This window comes from Nocardia sp. CA-084685 (assembly GCF_050955785.1).
Lineage (GTDB): Bacteria > Actinomycetota > Actinomycetes > Mycobacteriales > Mycobacteriaceae > Nocardia.
The window spans coordinates 6,509,354-6,525,887 of the sequence record NZ_CP192094.1; the positions used below are offsets into that span (position 1 = coordinate 6,509,354).

The 16,534-nt window shown below is 64.4% G+C and carries 14 protein-coding genes; 2 read left to right on the forward strand and 12 right to left on the reverse strand.

Annotated elements, in window-relative coordinates:
- The first annotated feature begins 145 nt into the window (after window positions 1–145).
- Window positions 146–856 carry an alpha/beta fold hydrolase gene (locus tag ACQP2U_RS29040; RefSeq protein WP_433710374.1) on the forward strand — a complete coding sequence of 237 codons (711 nt, stop codon included), beginning with the start codon at window positions 146–148 and terminating at the stop codon, window positions 854–856.
- 123 nt (window positions 857–979) lie between these two features.
- Here ACQP2U_RS29040 and ACQP2U_RS29045 read toward each other — a convergent pair whose 3' ends face one another.
- From ACQP2U_RS29045 to ACQP2U_RS29100, 12 genes are all read right to left on the reverse strand, one after another.
- Window positions 980–1,288, reverse strand: a complete 309-nt coding sequence (locus ACQP2U_RS29045; protein WP_433710375.1) for a hypothetical protein — start codon at window positions 1,286–1,288, stop codon at window positions 980–982.
- A gap of 14 nt (window positions 1,289–1,302) precedes the next feature.
- Window positions 1,303–2,760 carry a class I adenylate-forming enzyme family protein gene (locus tag ACQP2U_RS29050; protein ID WP_433710376.1) on the reverse strand — a complete coding sequence of 486 codons (1,458 nt, stop codon included), beginning with the start codon at window positions 2,758–2,760 and terminating at the stop codon, window positions 1,303–1,305.
- 210 nt (window positions 2,761–2,970) lie between these two features.
- Window positions 2,971–4,644: an FAD-binding protein gene (locus ACQP2U_RS29055; RefSeq protein WP_433710377.1), complete on the reverse strand. Its 1,674-nt coding sequence runs from the start codon at window positions 4,642–4,644 to the stop codon at window positions 2,971–2,973.
- Complete coding sequence (locus tag ACQP2U_RS29060; protein ID WP_433710378.1) at window positions 4,644–7,058, reverse strand: CaiB/BaiF CoA transferase family protein; 2,415 nt, start codon at window positions 7,056–7,058, stop codon at window positions 4,644–4,646. The genes ACQP2U_RS29055 and ACQP2U_RS29060 overlap by 1 nt, the downstream gene beginning before the upstream one ends.
- 3 nt (window positions 7,059–7,061) lie before the next feature.
- Entirely contained in the window at window positions 7,062–8,018 is a 957-nt protein-coding gene (locus tag ACQP2U_RS29065) for an enoyl-CoA hydratase/isomerase family protein (protein WP_396958152.1), read from the reverse strand.
- Window positions 8,011–9,165 carry a M24 family metallopeptidase gene (locus ACQP2U_RS29070; protein WP_433710379.1) on the reverse strand — a complete coding sequence of 385 codons (1,155 nt, stop codon included), beginning with the start codon at window positions 9,163–9,165 and terminating at the stop codon, window positions 8,011–8,013. The genes ACQP2U_RS29065 and ACQP2U_RS29070 overlap by 8 nt, the downstream gene beginning before the upstream one ends.
- Window positions 9,155–10,390: a M24 family metallopeptidase gene (locus tag ACQP2U_RS29075; RefSeq protein ID WP_433710380.1), complete on the reverse strand. Its 1,236-nt coding sequence runs from the start codon at window positions 10,388–10,390 to the stop codon at window positions 9,155–9,157. Before ACQP2U_RS29075 ends, ACQP2U_RS29070 begins: the two co-directional genes overlap by 11 nt.
- Window positions 10,387–11,559 carry an amidohydrolase family protein gene (locus ACQP2U_RS29080; RefSeq protein ID WP_433710381.1) on the reverse strand — a complete coding sequence of 391 codons (1,173 nt, stop codon included), beginning with the start codon at window positions 11,557–11,559 and terminating at the stop codon, window positions 10,387–10,389. Before ACQP2U_RS29080 ends, ACQP2U_RS29075 begins: the two co-directional genes overlap by 4 nt.
- 33 nt (window positions 11,560–11,592) lie before the next feature.
- A complete protein-coding gene (locus ACQP2U_RS29085) occupies window positions 11,593–12,831 on the reverse strand; it encodes a cytochrome P450 (RefSeq protein ID WP_433710382.1) in 1,239 nt (412 codons plus the stop codon).
- A 9-nt stretch (window positions 12,832–12,840) separates the two neighbouring features.
- Window positions 12,841–13,035, reverse strand: a complete 195-nt coding sequence (locus ACQP2U_RS29090; RefSeq protein WP_397028129.1) for a ferredoxin — start codon at window positions 13,033–13,035, stop codon at window positions 12,841–12,843.
- Window positions 13,032–13,841, reverse strand: a complete 810-nt coding sequence (locus ACQP2U_RS29095; RefSeq protein ID WP_433710383.1) for an SDR family NAD(P)-dependent oxidoreductase — start codon at window positions 13,839–13,841, stop codon at window positions 13,032–13,034. The genes ACQP2U_RS29090 and ACQP2U_RS29095 overlap by 4 nt, the downstream gene beginning before the upstream one ends.
- A gap of 222 nt (window positions 13,842–14,063) precedes the next feature.
- A complete protein-coding gene (locus tag ACQP2U_RS29100) occupies window positions 14,064–14,576 on the reverse strand; it encodes a hypothetical protein (protein ID WP_433710384.1) in 513 nt (170 codons plus the stop codon).
- Between the two features lie 307 nt (window positions 14,577–14,883).
- Between ACQP2U_RS29100 and ACQP2U_RS29105 the strand changes: the two genes are divergently transcribed.
- Window positions 14,884–16,503 carry an MFS transporter gene (locus ACQP2U_RS29105; RefSeq protein WP_433710385.1) on the forward strand — a complete coding sequence of 540 codons (1,620 nt, stop codon included), beginning with the start codon at window positions 14,884–14,886 and terminating at the stop codon, window positions 16,501–16,503.
- The last annotated feature ends 31 nt before the right edge of the window (window positions 16,504–16,534 follow it).

Here is a 16,534-nt window from a genome sequence, read left to right on the forward strand (position 1 = left end):
GCACGAGATCATTCCTACGGTGGCGCGTATAACGGTTTGTGCCAAAATCGACTGGGCGGGCAATGGATCCGGCCGCGTCTGTCGAGTCGGGGGACGAACCAGGGGGAAAGTGCGATCGCTGCAGGTCCAAGCTGATGATGGAACCGTGCTGCACGTCGGTGTCACCGGACATGGCCCAGATGTCGTCGTTTTGTCCGGTGGACCGGGCTGCGTTCACTATCTCGAAGACGACTTGTTGGCACCTCGTGGGATGCGGGCGTGGTTCCCGGAGCCAAGGGGTGTCGGACGCTCGGCGGGCGGGCCGCACGAGCTGGCTCAGGCGGTCGCCGATATCGAGGCGGTGCGGCGTGGTCAAGGCATCGGGCACTGGGGAGCGCTCGGGCATTCCTGGGGTTCGGATCTAGCGGTGCGTTACGCACTGGATCATCCCGATCGAGTCAGATACGTCGTCGGCGTCGCCGGGCACGGGTTGCACAAGGACCGGACCTGGTCTCAGGCATACGAGTCGGCCCGGCATCGGGAAGCCGATCTCGAAATCGCCTGGGAACCAGACGTTCACACCGCACTGAGCGCGTCATTCGTGCAGTGGATCCACGAACCCGACCTGTTGCGACGATTGGCCGACACCGACGTAGCCATGACGTTCGTCGCCCCGCAGCACGACATCCGCCCGTCCTGGCCGCTGCGACAACTCGCAACCTTGATCCCGAACGGCAAGTTCGAGGAAGTCCCCGGAGTCGACCACAACCTGTGGGCCACCGATCCGGAGGTGTGGGCCGACCTCGTCACCAGACTGTGCATTCAACCGAATATCACCCAGGATTCATCGCGCCAGACGGGCAGTGCTCGCCATTAGAGGGAGCTGGATCAGGTAGAAGGCGTAGAAGATGCTACCCAGCCATACCGTGCGCGTAGGTGCGTTGAGACCGCGAATTCGTGCAGATCTCGGGCGGCGAGAGTGGCCACGACCGCGGTTCGGTCAGTCCGAGGCCGGGAGGGGCCTGGCTTCCTTGAGCACCAATACTTCGTCATCAATGGCAGGAACACCGGGACCCGGCTTGGTGCACAGCAATTCGACTGTTGCATCGGCGTTGGTGTAACGCTTGCCGATAGCGGTGCCGCCGTTGGAGGTGCCGGAGGTGGTGCCGTTCTTCTCTGCGGCGGAAAGAACTGCCGCGACGCCGCCGATGGTGAGATCGATCGGGGTTGTGGGGACTTTTACGACGATCAGTTCTGTCGAGTCGACTGCACTGTAGATGCGGGTACCGGGTTTCAGGGATAGGGGCATGGGGTTGTACCTCTCTAACGGGCGCTCAGGTCTTCGAGGACGACTCTGCGGAGAAGTTTTCCGGTGTCGGTGTGCGGCAGAGAGTTTCGGAAGACGATTGTTTCCGGGGTTTTCGAGCCGCGCAGGCGGGATCGAACAAGGGTGCGTAGTTCTTCGTCGGTCGCGACGGCGCCTGCGCGCAGGACTACTGCGGCGGCGAGGGTTTGGCCCCATTCGTCACTCGGGGGGCCGACTACGCAGGCCTGGGCTACTGCTGGGTGGGACAGGAGGACTTCTTCGATCTCGGCGGGGGCGATGTTTTCACCGCCTCGGATGATTGTGTCGTCGGCTCTGCCCTCGATGAATAGGTAGCCGTCGGGGTCCACATGGCCTTTGTCGCGGGTGCAGAACCAGCCTTCGGCGTCGAGCAGGCTGCCGGTGGCGTATTCGCCGGAGATTTGTTCGCCGCGTAGGAAGATGATGCCCGATTTGCCCGGTGGTAGTGCGTGGCCGTCGTCGTCGCGGACCTCGATCTCGATCGTGGGCAGCACTTGTCCGGCCGAGGACAGGCGGGCTCGGATCAGCGGGTCGTCGGAGAGCAGGGCGGCTCGGTGGTCTTCGGGGCCGAGGATGGCGATTGTCGATGCGGTTTCGGTCAAGCCGTAGGCATTGACGAAACCGACGTCCGAGAAGCGCGTAAGGGCCTCGCGCAGTATGCGTTCGGATACCTTCGCACCGCCGTATGACAGGGAGCGCAACGTCGGGAGGTTCGCGCCGTCGGGCCCTATCGCGTCCACGATGCGCGCCAGCATCGTCGGGACCACCATCGCATTGGTCACGGCTTCGGCGCGGACCGTGTCGAGCCAGACCGATGGATCGAAGGCGCGTAGGTACACCAGGCGTCGCCCGGCGAACAGATTCGACAGCATGTTGGCGACGCCTGCGACGTGGTAGGGCGGTACTGAAACCAGTACTGCCTCTTCGGGATCGGCGCTGCCGAATTCGACAGTACTGAGCAGGTAGGCCATGAGGTGGCGGTGCCGGAGTAGTGCCGACTTCGGGGCGGCCGTCGTGCCGCTGGTGTACAGCACGACCGCAACGGCGTCGTCGTCGAACTGCGGCTCCAGGGGTGGCACGTCGGTGGGCACAGCGGCCAGCCAGTCGTCGAAGACGTGTGCCCGCGCCGTCACTCGCGGCGCGGTCGCCGCATCCGCCAGCACGAGAGCGTCGGGTTGCCGCTCGATCAAACTGTTCAGTTGAGCGTCGTCCAACCGGTAGTTCACCGGCACGAACGGCACCCCCGCGCACGCCGCCGCCAAGAGAGCGACCGGCAGTAGCGGGTGGTTCTCCCCCGCATACACAAGCGCGGGAGAATCGCGCAGCGTCGCCGCCCCGGCCCTCGCCAGCGCACCGAGTTCCGCCCCGGCCACTCGCCGGTCGGCGTCGCCCAACAGGACACGGTCGGCGAAGCCCGACTCGATCATCTCGACCATCGCTGAGAGATGCACGTCTTCAACAACTTCCGGAATCGAGGGCGGTGATGGATCGGTACGGGACGAGCCGGTCGCTGATGCCTCGTGCAGCGAAGGCGGGTCCGAAACCTGGCATTCCGGCATGCTTTCGGCCCGCCACCGTACCCCCGCGATCGAAAGCCTGCCGAAATGACGAGGGTCGGTGCCGCACAGGCGTTTCCAAACGAGGCACTAGGACACCCCGGCATCCGACGAGGCGTGATCCGCTGCGACATAACCGAATACCGCCGACGCGGCGATACTCGCTCCCGCTCCGAGATACTTGCGTCCCATTACGGAGGCAGTGCAATTGCCCGTCGCATAAAGCCCGGGAATCGGCTCGTAATCTGTATTCAATACCCGGGAGAACTCATCACAAAGCAGTCCACCGCTGGTACCGATATCTCCGGGGTACAGCGCGGCCGCATAGAACGGCCCCTTCTCGATCGGGCCCAGGCTCGGGTTCGGCCGATGAGTGCGATCGCCATAGAATCGCTCGTGGTCGCCCTCGCCGCGATGGAAGTCCTCATCGACGCCGTTTTCGGCGAACAGATTGAACCGGTCGATCGTCTCTCGGAGCGTGTCGGCGGGGATATCGCATTGGCGCGCAAGGTCTTCCAGAGTGTGAGCGCGCTTCAGCGTACCGCCGATGATCAACTGCTTAGGCGTGAAGCCCGCGGGTGCCATCCCGAACGGATAGCGCGACCGGTGGCGCGAATCGATGATCAGCCAGGATGGAATCGCCGCACCGTTCTCGCGGTGCCGCGCGTACATCTGCTGTCCAGCCTCCTGATACGAGCACGCCTCGTTGAAATATCGAAGGCCCTTCGCATCGACGATGAGCGAGCCCGGCTTGCACCGCTCGGACAGACACATGCCGGGGGTGCCGTCGGGCATGATCCACGAGGGCATCCACCACGCCTCGTCCAGCATGTCGGTCGCGGCTCCGAGACCCTCCGCGATCCGGATCGCCTCCCCGGTATCCCCCGGATTGGCCGAGGTCCAGTCGGCACCGACCGGCAGCCCGTCCGAATGCTCCTTACGCATCGCCTCGTTGCGGGCGAAACCGCCAGCGGCGAGCAAGATTCCGTCCCGGGCACGCACGCGCACATCCCGGCCCTCGCGATGGATGACGGCACCGACGACCCGGCCGTTCTCGACCACGAGATCCGTGAGCGCGGACTCGGTCCAGATCGGCACCTCGCGCCGCAGCAGCGCGTCGACCAACCGGGCGATCAATCCCGCGCCATTGGCCGCCAACTTCTGTCCCCGAATGAGTCCGCCGACGGTGCGCCGTCCGACCCTGGCGATGGTTGCCATGCCGATTCGCGTGCGCATCAACGACATCGGCGCCGCTTCCACGGTGTAGATCACCATGCTGCCAGCGAAGCCGGGCCGGATCCGATCGCACCACGCCCCGAGTTTCTTCTTGTCGAAGATCTCCGGTTCGATTGATCTGCCCCGGGCGGATCCGCCTTCGATGCCCCGAACTCCGGCGTAGTAGTCGCTATATCCCTCGCAGCGCCGAAATTTCAGGCCCTCGGATTCGAGGAACGCGACCATCTCGATTCCGGAATTGACATAGGTCAGTCTCCGAGCCGGAGACGACGCCGGGCCCGCATCACCGACAACGGAGTCGAAATAGGCCAAGGCGGTGTCGAGCGAATCGGACACGCCCCCGCGCTGCATCAGCGGATTGTTGGGCAGCCACATCACACCGCCCGACATGCAGGTCGATCCGCCGAGCAGGTCGGACTTCTCCACGACGAGAACATCTTTGCCGAGGGCATGGGCACGCAGCGCGCCAACGACCCCGGCGCCGCTGCCGACGACCAGGAAGTCGGTCGTATGGTCCCAGTCGTTCATCACTTTCCCCTACCCATTGCGGGCGCCCGCCCGATGACACCGTCGTCTTCCAGTGCGGCGATCTCTGACGCAGTGAGTCCGAGTCCCGCCAGCACTTCCTGGTTGTGCTCCCCCAACAAGGGCGCGTGGCGCGTATGCCAGCGTTCGGGACCGTCCGACAGCGTGAACGGCACCGTGCTGTGCCGCACCGTCGGGTTCACCGGATGCTCGACGTACTCGTAGAAGCCACGCGACTCGAGTTGCGGCAGTTCGGCGACGCGATGCGGTTGCATGACTTTGCCCACCGGAACGCCTGCGTCCCAAAGGATTTGGACGATCTCTCCTGCACTGCGCTGCCCACACCAAGTGGCGAGGTTCTTGTCGATGAGGTCGTGCTGCTCGCGACGCCCACTGGCAGTGGACAGCGCCAACTCCATCGCCCAGTCGGGCCGACCGAGCGCATCGCACAAAGCCGACCATTGCTCATCGCTGGCCACCGCGACGGCGACCCAGGAGTCGTTGCCGCCGTATTCGTCGGTATCGGCGGTCCGGTAGAGGTTTTGCGGTGCCGCTTCCGGTCCCCGATTACCGTCGCGCACAAGCAGTTGCCCGTATGCGGAGTGCTCGATCACCTGTTCGGCAGCGACATTCATCGCGGCATCCACCATCGCCGCCTCGACGAGCATGCCATCGCCGGTACGCCGCCGATGTTCCAGTGCGAGCAGGAGCGCATTCAGGGCGTGCAGACCGGCATTCGGATCGCCGATCGAGAACGGCTCGACCGGGTTCTGGTCGGGATGGCCGGTCAACCAGGTGAGTCCGGACGCATCCTCGATGATGTAGGCGAAGGCCGGGTTGTCCCGCCACGGCCCGTCGAGGCCGAATCCCGGCATCCGGAGCATGATCGCGTCGGGGCGCAGCGCGCGCACCTTCTCGTAGTCGAGCCCGATCTGCTCGAGCACCCGCGGGGTGTAGTTCTCGACGATCACATCGCAACTCTGGATCAGCCGGTGCAGCACCTCGAGTCCGCGCTCGCTCCGGAAGTCCAGTGTGACGCTCTTCTTATTCGTGTTCAGGCTCGAGAAGATCGGCGAGCGTTCCCACCACTGTTCCTCGCTGAGCGGGACACCGGCGATGAGCCGGGTTCCGTCGGGGCGGGTGGTCGACTCGACGTGGATCACTTCGGCACCGAGCATGGCGAGCAAGTGTGTGCAGGACGGACCGGCCCAGAAGGCGGTCATGTCCAGCACGCGAAGTCCGTTGAAGGGCAATGCTTTCGCCGTATCGGTGGCCGTCGTCTGCCGAGCGGCCGGGGGTGTGGTGGAATATCGTTCCCCGTGCTCGTCGAGGCGCGGGGCGGGCCTGGGTGCGCGCGGTGGTTCGGACCCCAGGCGGTACGGCGGGGCGGGTTGGATGTAGCTGTCGCGGGGGTTGGCCACGAACGACCCGCGCGCCCGGTAATGCTCCATCTCCGCGATGTTCTCGCCATTGGCTACCAATGAATTCGGAATTCTGAAAGCCGTTGCCAGCTCACGGATTTCCTCGACAGTGTGGTCGGCAAACCACGGGGCGATCTCACTTGCCAGATCGCCCGCCCGCCCACTGATCGAAAACGGTGCGCTCTCGTCGATCCACTCCGGGTGGCCGACCATCGCGCACAGGTCGAACCACTGCTGGGCGGTCCCGCATCCGACGGCCACCATGCCGTCCTTGGCGCTGGCCACCCCGGGCACCATGAGCGCTCGTCCCGGCCGCATCAGCCGTCCGAGCGCCTCGAAGAAGGTAACGGAATAGTAAGTGAGACTGAGGATCTGGGTCTCCAGCATGGACAGGTCGACCAGCGCGCCCACGCCGGTGTCGAGGGTCCGTGCCCGCGACGCCAAGGTGCCGGCGGCGGCATATGCCCCGGCAACCCATTCGCCGATTCGGCCTCCAACGTGGACCGGGGCACGGTCGGGAGCGCCGCGGCCGAGCCCGATGATCCCGCCCGACCACGCCTGCAGAGTGAACTCGGTCGCCGGTCGGTCCTGCCAGGGACCATGCAGACCGAATGGGGTGATCGAGGTGACCGTCAGATGGGGATGGCGGTGGTGGATGGCTTCCGGCGTAAACGACGGATGCTCCGCCACCCGCGACCCGCGACTCCACACCACGGCGTCCGCCCCAGCCAACAATCGGTCCACGAAGTCGATCTCACCGGCGTCGTTCGGATCGGCGACGACACTGTGCTTGGAGCACGCGAGGAAACCGAACAGCGCACCGTCGGAACCCGACGGGATTTCGGCGTGCGAGGCCGACCAGCTCCGTAACCGATCGCCCTCGGGCGCTTCGACTTTGACGACCTCGGCACCAGCATCGGCCAGCAGCTTCGTACAGTAGGCCCCGGCGATTCCGCTGGAGAAATCGACGACCACATAACCATCGAGCGGTTCCACGAGCTAGTCCTTCCGCTCCCGAGCGCGCTTGCTCAGCCGCCATTCCGGCGGGAATTTGCTGTCGTTGTCCTTGACCGCGTTATTGATTCCGCGATTCATGGCCTGGTCGAACATCATGTCGTCGGTGTCGGGTGCCGCGAAGCCGCCGACCGTCTCGAAGAGTCCGCTGATCATGCTGCCCAGATATTCGCCCTGGTACTGCTTCATGAACTCGAAGAAGGACTTCTGCATGAACACGGTGTCCGTGGGCCGGTTGCTGGCACAGGCCTGTGCGTACTTGTCCACTTCCGCTTCCAGCTGGTCCCGCGGGACGACACTGTTGAGGAAGTTGCACTGGTACATTTCCGCGGCGGTGAACGCCCGCCCGGTGAACACCATTTCCTGGAATTTGCGCAGGCCCATGGTCTGCGCCCACCACCACATGCGTGGCGCCCACCCGACATAGCGGAAGGCCGGATGGCCGAATAGCGCGTCGTCGGAGGAGATCACCAGATCGGCGTCGGCGGCCTGGTAGAAGTGCCACCCGTAGCAGTAGCCCTTCACCTCCAGGATGCTGATCTTCTTGAAATCCTGGAGACTGCGAATTCCGGAGTGGGAGTTGGCATACCACGAGCTAAGCGTGGCGCCGTGCCGGAACGAATTCTGCGGCGGATAGGTGACTTCGTCCGCGCCGATACGGAATTCGGCGAGCTTGGGCCCCTGATCGGGGTTGGTGTGCGCCGCCATGAACTCCGGCAGGTCGGCACCGGTGCCGAGATCATCGCCCTCGCCACGGATTACGAGTACCTTCACGTCGTCGTCGACACTGGCGCGGTGCAACAGATCGGCATAGCGCACCCGAGCGGCGATGGTCGGCGCATTGAGGTGGTCGGGCCGATTGAACGTGATCGTCGCGATCTTGGTCTTGGGATCCTTCTCGTAGAGGATGATTTCCTCCGCGGAAGGCGCGGGCTCACTCATTCGCCGCTCCGATCGCGATGCCCGCGTTGCTGTTCCACGACGGGCCGGAGGTCAGCACCTCGGGGCCATCGGCGGTGATCAGCACCATCTCCCGCCCGAAGACCGCACCGATACCCTGCTCCCAGACATAACCGGTTACGGCGAGCACCATCCCGGGTTCCAGATACTCCGCGGCAGCGGTTGCCGGAAGTTGCGGCGATACCACGGGTGCGTCGAATCCCAGCCCCAGCGCATGGGCCACCGGCAGCGGCGGCAGCGGTTCGCCCGCGGCTTCGTAAGCACTCAGGAATTCGCTGGCGAGTCGACCCGGCCGACAGGCACCGAGCAGGCGCGACCAGAGCTGATCCCACCGCTCGTAGAGCGCGGTTGTGCCGTCTTTCGGCGCCCACGTCGGCCAGGTCCGGCCGATCTGGGCGATGTAACCGTTGCCGATGACTCCCGCGGAGAACGCAACCAGGTCACCGGCCTGCGCACGCCGATCACCCGGCGCACGCCGCCACGGGTGATCCGCTGCGGTCACCCATGCGGCGTCCTGAGTGGCCGGGGTACTCATGCCCCCGGCCGCCATAGCCTGCAGCATGACTCCGGTCAGGGTCTTCTCGGTGACCCCGGGCCGCAGTTCGGCGACCGCCGCCGCCAGGCCCGCTTCCGCGATGCGGATCGAATCCCGAAGCACCACAATTTCTTCGGAAGTCTTGATCCGCCGGGCGGCCCGCATAGCCTGTTCGCCGTCTACCAACTCCGCCTGTGGGAATGCCATCGGCAGGAACTGGGAGAACAGCGGGGACAGGGCATCGGTGCCCACCCGCCTGGCGGTGGCGGCACCGCCGATCTGGCGCAGCACCCCCACGAGGTTGAGCGGATTCCACATGATTCCGTACAGGTTCTCGTGCGGAATGTCCTCGGGAACGCCTTCGTCCCAAGTGCTCAACAAGTGAATGTCGCCGGTTTCGCGGACGAGGACGCATCCGGGACCGAACGGCCTGGTCCCAGCGGTCCACAGCTGCGGTGTACCGGTGACATAGCGAATATTGGCCTGCCTGCCCAGTACGAGCAGGTCGAGGTCGTGGGCTTCCATCTGGGCCAGCACGCGCGCCCGTCGCCCGAGACGGAGTGCGCGTTCGTCGGCCAGGATTTCAGTTGCCATAGGGGGCGTAGGTGTAGTCGGTCAACGGAATGAAGCCTTCCTCGGTGATCACGATGATCTCCTCGCTGCGATAGCCCCCGGTGCCGTCCTCCCACACCACCGGTTCCAGCACCACCACCGTTCCCGGTGCGAGGACGAAGTTCTTGTCGAAGTCTTCGCCCAGGTCAGTGCCGATCATGGGCATCTCGGCGGGGCCGACGCCGATACCGTGCCCCAGATAGAAGTGGGGCAGCCAGGGCTTTTCGCCGCCGTTGGCGTCGATGGCCGCCCTGGCCAGGTCATTCAGCGAGGCTCCTGCGCGAGTCACCGCGAGCACCGCGTCCAAGATCGCCCGCCATCTGGTGAATTGCGCCTGCTGCCGCGGGGTGGGGTCCTGGCCAACGACCCAGGTTCGGCCGAAGTCGGAGCAGTAGCCGCCGTAGCTGATGCTCACGTCGGTCCACAGCACATCGCCGCGTGCCAGCTCCCGTTCGGTTGTCAGCAAGGGCAGCGCAAGATCGTCGTGGACGGTCCAGACGCCTGCTTGCTTGCTTTCCGGCATGACCTGCCAGATGGGGTCGAGGATATTGGCGGTGGCGCCGAGCTCGAACGCCCGCCGCACGAATGCCGCCGAGAGGTCGATCTGGCGGATTCCGGGTGCCAGCGCCGCCTGGACATCGACCATCGCGGTGTCGGTAATCCGGCAGGCAGTGCGAATACAGGCCAGCTCGTCCTGGGTCTTGACCAATTTGGCCGCGCTGAGCACCAGGGCCGCGTCGGTGGGCGGACCGGACCGGAACAATCTCTGCTCCGCGCGCCGCATCGCTCCGGTGGATTGGTCCACGGCCATCCGTGCCCCGCTGGGGACGAGCTCGGCCAGGATCCGCGCGAAATCGGTTACGCCTTCATCGAATTCGAGATAGACCGGGCCGTGAACATAACCCGCGGGCAGCTCGGTTTCGGTGGCCGCGCCCTCACGGAAGGGCAGGAACAGGTGCGGCCACTCGTCATCGACCAGAACCACCGCGACCGGGCACTCGATATGCGACAAACCGGCGTCGCCGAGCGGCCAGCTCGCTCCGGTCGCGTACATGACGGATTGATCTTCGAGCAGAACCAGCGCATCCACGCCCTGCTCCGCCATCGCCGCCCGTAACCGAGCTCCGGTTTCGCGCCGCATGCGGGCGCGATCCGGTTCGTCCGGAATCCGGATCGACGTCCCTACCGCTGTCGGAGAATTAGTCATTCGATACCCAGGAACTTCTTGATATTGCCGCTGACGATTTGTGCTGCCTTTTCCGGGCCGACCGCGTCGATTACCAGCTGCAGCGACTTCTCCGAATAGCCGAAAGTGCTTTCGTTGTGCGGATAGTCGGTGGACCACATCACATTGTCCACGCCGATCTGGTCGATCAACTGCAAGCCGAGCGGATCCACCATGAACGCTGCGCTCATGTGCTTGTTCCAGTAGTAGCGGACGTCGTGCTTCAGTTTCGGCTCGCACATATGCAGGTAGGACGCGTACAGATGTTCGCCGTCCTGCAGTGCCGACGGAACCCAGGAAATCCCGCCCTCGAACCAGCCGATCCGAAGTTTCGGATGCCGGTCCAGAATGCCGGAGAAGATGTACCTGGCAAACATCTCCCGGAAGGAGTCGACATTGACCATCATCCCGACCACGAGGGTATTGAACTCGCAGGGAGCCTTGAGCCCGGTCTCCCCGATGTGATGGGAAATGGGCACGCCCGCGGCTTCGATCTCGTCCCACACCGGGTCCATCGCCGTACTGGCGTAGTCGATCTGGTTGCCGTCGGCGTCCGTACCCGGGTTGAGTGGCAGCAGGAAAGTCTTGAGCCCCAATGACTTCAGCTCTTCCAGGGTCCGACGCGTACCGGCCGGATCCCACCAGTTGATCAGCCCCGCGGCGTAGAACCGCCCCTTGGAGCGCTCCTGCAGGCCCGCCATGTACTGGTTGTAGATCCGGAACAAGCGCTCGCGCATTTCCTTGTCGGAATGGAAGAACAGCGCCAAGACGGCGTTCGGAAACGCCAGTTCCTTGTAAACGCCGTCTTCGGCAAGCTGCTGAATACGGGCCTCGAGATTGCCGCTGGCCGCGCCGACTAGGTCGTCGTACTGCATCAGGACGGCACTGAATTCGGGCGGCAAGAACGAATGTCCGGCCGCGCCGACCTGATAGGCACCTTCCTCATACCAGATCCGCGGCGCCTGAGCCTTCAGCTCCTCGGGAAGGTACTGGAAGAAAATATCGTCCGAGAGCGAGATGTGATTGTCGGCTGAGAACACCTCCGTCCCCGGGGGCAGACCCACGTCACCTGTGGCGTGACCTTGCCGGTCCTTCGGCGCGCCGTAGCCCTCGGGTGGATATAACGAGACGTTCTTCGTCGGGCTTGACATCACTTGCCTCCATGCATTTCTTGTCGGAATTGGTCACCACTCGACCGGCAGCTCATAGACCCCGAAGGCCAGCCGGTCGTGCTTGAAGTCGATCTGATCGATGGTCGTCGCCAGCCGCAGCGTCGGAATGCGGCGGAACAGTGTCTGGAAGACGATCTGCAGCTCCGCGCGGGCGAGCTGCTGGCCGACGCACTGATGCCGCCCGTGTCCGAATGCCATGTTCTGATTGGCATTCGCGCGGTCGGCATCCAGCCGGCCCGGTTCGGGGAAGGTGTTCGGATCCCAGTTCGCCGGGGCCAGGTCGATAATGATGCCCTCGTCGGCGCGGATCACCTCGCCACCGATCTCGATGTCCGCCATGGCAACTCGCCGCTGCCCGGTATGGATAATGCTGAGATACCGCAGCAGTTCCTCGATGGCATTGGCGAGTACCTTCGGATCGTCGGTGTCGCGGATGACCGCCAGTTGTTCGGGATGCTCGAGCAAGGCGAGCACACCGAGACCGATCATGTTCGAGGTGGTCTCGTGGCCCGCGACCAACAGGCCGACGCCCTGCATCGCGGCCTCCCACTTATCGATCTCACCGGCCTTGACCCGCTCCGCCAGATCCGACACCGCGTCCTCGGCCGGATTCTCGGCCTTGACCTCGGTCAGCTCCGCCAGATAGTTGAGCAGGCCGAGGACGTTCTGCTGCGACTCCTCCGCGGTGGTGTATCGACCCAGTCCGACATCGCTGTGACGCTGGAAGAATTCGTGGTCGGCGTAGGGCACGCCAAGCAGTTCACTGATGACCAGCGACGGCATCGGCAGGGCCAGCGCCGCGACGATATCGGCCGGTCGCGGACCAGCGAGTATGGCGTCGATATGTTCGTCGGTGATCTTCTGGATCACCGGCCGTAATGCCTCGACCCGCTTGAGCGCGAAGGGTTTCGTCAGCATGCGCCGGTACCGGGCGTGTTCGTCCAGGTCCCGGTTGAACACCGACGCGGGACGCGAGTGCGACATCGCCTTCATGCCCTCGTTCCAGTGCGGGAATCCGGGACGGCGATCGTCGACGCTGACCCGCGGGTCATAGAACAGCGACCGCGCTTCGGTATATCCGGTGACTACCCACGGCTCGCTGCCGTCCCAGATCCGTACTCTGCTGAGCGGTTTCGCGGCGGCCATATCGAGCAGCTGAGGTGGCGGCGCGAAGGGGCAGCGCATCGAGCGCTCCATCGGATATTGGGGCACGGCGGCGTCGGTCGCGGTTCCGATCGGTGTTTCGGACATGGGTCTCCGTCATTCCTCGATATGGATGGCGCGCGCGGGGCAGGCCGCTGCTGCCTGATGGACGTCGTCGGCCCGGTCTGGTGCCGGATGTTCGTTCAGCAATACGACGACGCCGTCCTCGTCGCGTTGGTCGAATACGTCGCCCGCGTACAGCGCGCACTGACCGTTGGCGAGGCATTTGTCTTGGTCGACAATCACTTTCATCGAGGGTCCTTGACCTGGCTCTTCATGCCCGCGACGGTGCCACCGTCGACTGGCAGGATCGTGCCCGTCACATACGCCGACCGGTCGCTGCCGAAATACAGCGCGGCCTCGGCGACATCGCGAGCTTCGCCGTCTCGCCGCAGCGGTTTGGTATTTCGCATGATCTCGCGGGCGGCGCCGACAAATCTTTCGGCTTCCTCCGCACTCATGTTCGCGACGGCCGAGGCGAGCAGGGATGTCGGAATGTTTCCGGGTGCGATGCAATTGATTCGGATATCGGCGGCGGCGAATTCCATCGCGGCCGATTTGGTGAAATGTATTACCGCCGCCTTGGATGCGCGATACGACATCACGCTGGCACCCGCCTGAATACCGCCGATCGAAGAGACATTGATGATCGAGCCGCCCCCGTTGGCAACCATATGGCGTGCCGCTTCCCGCGTTCCCGCCATCGCACCGAGCAGGTTGACACCGAGCACCTGATGGAAATCGGCGAGATCGTCGTCGAGGAATCCGGCATGCATCGCACCGGAAATGCCCGCGTTGTTGACCATGATGTCGAGACCACCGAATCGCTCGACGGCGGTGGCGACCAGCTGGGTGACCTGCTCGGGATCCGCGACATCGGTCTTGGTGAAGATGACGTCCGCGCCGAGGCGTACGGCCAGTTGTTCACCGCCATCCGAATCCCGGTCGGCGATGACGACCTGGGCGCCTTCGGCCGCGAACAGCTCGACAATGGCCGCACCGATTCCAGCCGCACCGCCGGTAACGATGGCGACTTTGCCAGCTAATTCATTCACCACAGCGTGTATGCCTTTCATCGACGGCCGAATGAGCATCGGCGACCCGCTGCCGCCCGATACTCGGCGTGTGATACGAAAAATCTTGGACAACAACGGATCCCATGCAGACTGGTCGAGTTTCACCAGGCGCTGCGCTCATGGCCGATGCTATTGACCGCACGAATTTCGCGGGTCGCCGTCTCACTCAGTAGAAAACCGAGTTACCGACCCGTATCGCGACGATCAGCAGCTGGCCGGAGCGCCGCCCTGCAACTTCAGCAGACCGCAGAAGGTCGCCGCGGCGACCTTCCACTTCCCGTCGACGCTGATGGCCTTGCCCGCCTGATTCGGCAGGGCCGGGTTGCCGTTGATCAGGACGGTGTAGGTGACCGAGGCATGCGTGCTGTCGTCGAGTTTCACAGTGGACACCGTTGCCGTGGAACCGGCGGCCATCGGACTGCTCGCCTGCGCCGCGAGCGTCGCGGCGAAGGTCGAACCGTTCTCCACGAGACCGGCTTTCGTGTCGGCGGGGGTCTTGCCGTCGAAGAATGCGACGAAGACGTCGGTGATTTCCTTGACCGCCGGGTCGTTCGAATCGGCCTGCGCGGACGTGGCCTGCGCCGCCGGGGCGCTCGTCGCCGTCGTGGTGGTGCTGGCGGAGTCGTCGTTCGAGCTGGAACAACCGATGACAGTCGCCGAAACCACTGCCATGGCCCCGGCGGTGGCCAGTACACGGCGAACGAACAGATGGGTCATGGTGCGTCCTTGTGAAGGGGGTGTGTTGGGAGACACATGAAAGCCCTCGATGACGCATCGCATATCCGTTGTTCCGCTCAGCGGGCAAAGCGCGCTCGTAGCTCATCGGCGCGACACCGCTGAGGGCGACAACCACTACCGCCGCGCCCCGGTCTCGACCGCATCAGCAAAGGTCGCCGCACGGATATGCACGAATTTCCGGTGAGTAGGACGAATGCGCGGACGACAGATGCGACCTCATATCGTCCGCCGCCAAGAGCCGCCTCATGTGACTCCCATCTCATCGTTTCTCCCCCTGGAGCGTTCTATGTCCGCTACCACCACTCCTCCACCGGATGAAGTCGACGTCGCCGTCGACACCGGTCGGCTCGAGAACGCCTCGCGACTTCGCATCTACGCGGTGCTCGCGCTCATCGTGCTGATGACCGAGGTCGTCCCCGTGCAGTACACGATGATCACCCCGGCACTGCACGATATGAGCGCCACCTTCCCCGACGTCGGGGCCAACATCAACTGGGTGGTCATCTTGATCGGCCTGGTCGGTGCCTCCGCGACACCGCTGCTGGGCAAGATGAGCGACATCTGGGGCAAGAAGCGGTTGTTCGTGGCGTGCGGCGTGCTGTTCGTCGTCGGCTCGTTGATCGATGCGGTCACCGACAGCTGGACGCTGTTCCTGATCGGACGTGGTCTGCAGGCGTTCGCCGTCGCCAGCCAGTTCATTGCCTTCGGCCTGATCCGGGATCTGATGCCGCGGCGGTTCGTGGCGACCGCGCTCGGCTTCGTCGGCGCCGGGATCGGTATTGCCGCTGCGATAGCACCGGTGATCGGCGGTGTGATGCTCGACCACTTCTCCTGGCGGTCGTTGTTTTGGGGTCTGGGCGGTTTCACCGCCGTGATGACGCTGCTGGTCGTGCTCGTGGTCCCGGAATCGAAGCTGCGGGTACGCGATCGGATCGATCCCCTCGGCGCGGTGCTGCTGTCCGCCGGTACGCTGCTGGTTCTGCTCTACCTGGACAACGGCCAAAGCTGGGGTTGGGGCCGCGCGACCAGCGTCGCCTGGCTGGTTGGCGGACTGCTGCTGCTGGCACTTTTCTTCGTGGTGGAAACCCGGGTGAGCCGCCCGATGGTCGACCTGCGGTTGTTGTTGAACCCCAAGGTCAGCATGGTGCTGCTGATGTCCTTCTTCGGTGTCGGCATCATCGCGATACAGCCGCTGACGCTGGCGTACATGACCCAGACCCCGAATGCCGACGGGCTGCGCGACCAGGTCGCACAGGGTGTCGTGGCCAAAGCCCATGAGATGACCGGAGCCACGCTCCCGGTCGACATGGTGAAGGTGGTCCTCGATCCCAGCTACAGCTACGGCAACGGCTTCACCATGTTGCAGTATGCGCTGCACGTCGGACTCTGGGCCGGGCTCGTCGCCGTCATCGCCGGCCCACTCGGCGGCTGGCTGGCGCACCGATACGGCGCCCGCATTCCGGCGATCCTCGGCTTCGCCGTCAACGTGGTCGCGGGCCTCGGCTACCTCCTGGTCGACTACAGCTGGGCCACCTATTCGGTGTTCTACGCGCTGTCCGGGATCGGGTTCGGCTTCTTCTACGCCGCCGTGGCCAATCTCGTCGTCGACGCGGTACCACAGGAACAGCAAGGCATCAGTACCGGCATGCTCGGTGTCACCATCAACCTCGGCACGTCGGTCTCCCTCGCGGTTGTCACTGCCTTGCTCAACAACAACCCGATCAAGGCGAGCATCGACGTCATGGGCAACCACGCCGTCCAGCCGATACCGCAGGTGTTCGGCGACAGCGGCTACACCCAGACTTTCTGGCTAGCACTGGGCACCGCTGTGGTCGCACTGGTCCTGGCGGTGATGCTGCGGCATGGCCGAGCAGCGGCGCGTGGCGGCGCCGACTACGCCGAATAACCCACTCCCGCAACACCCGATCCCCCGCCGA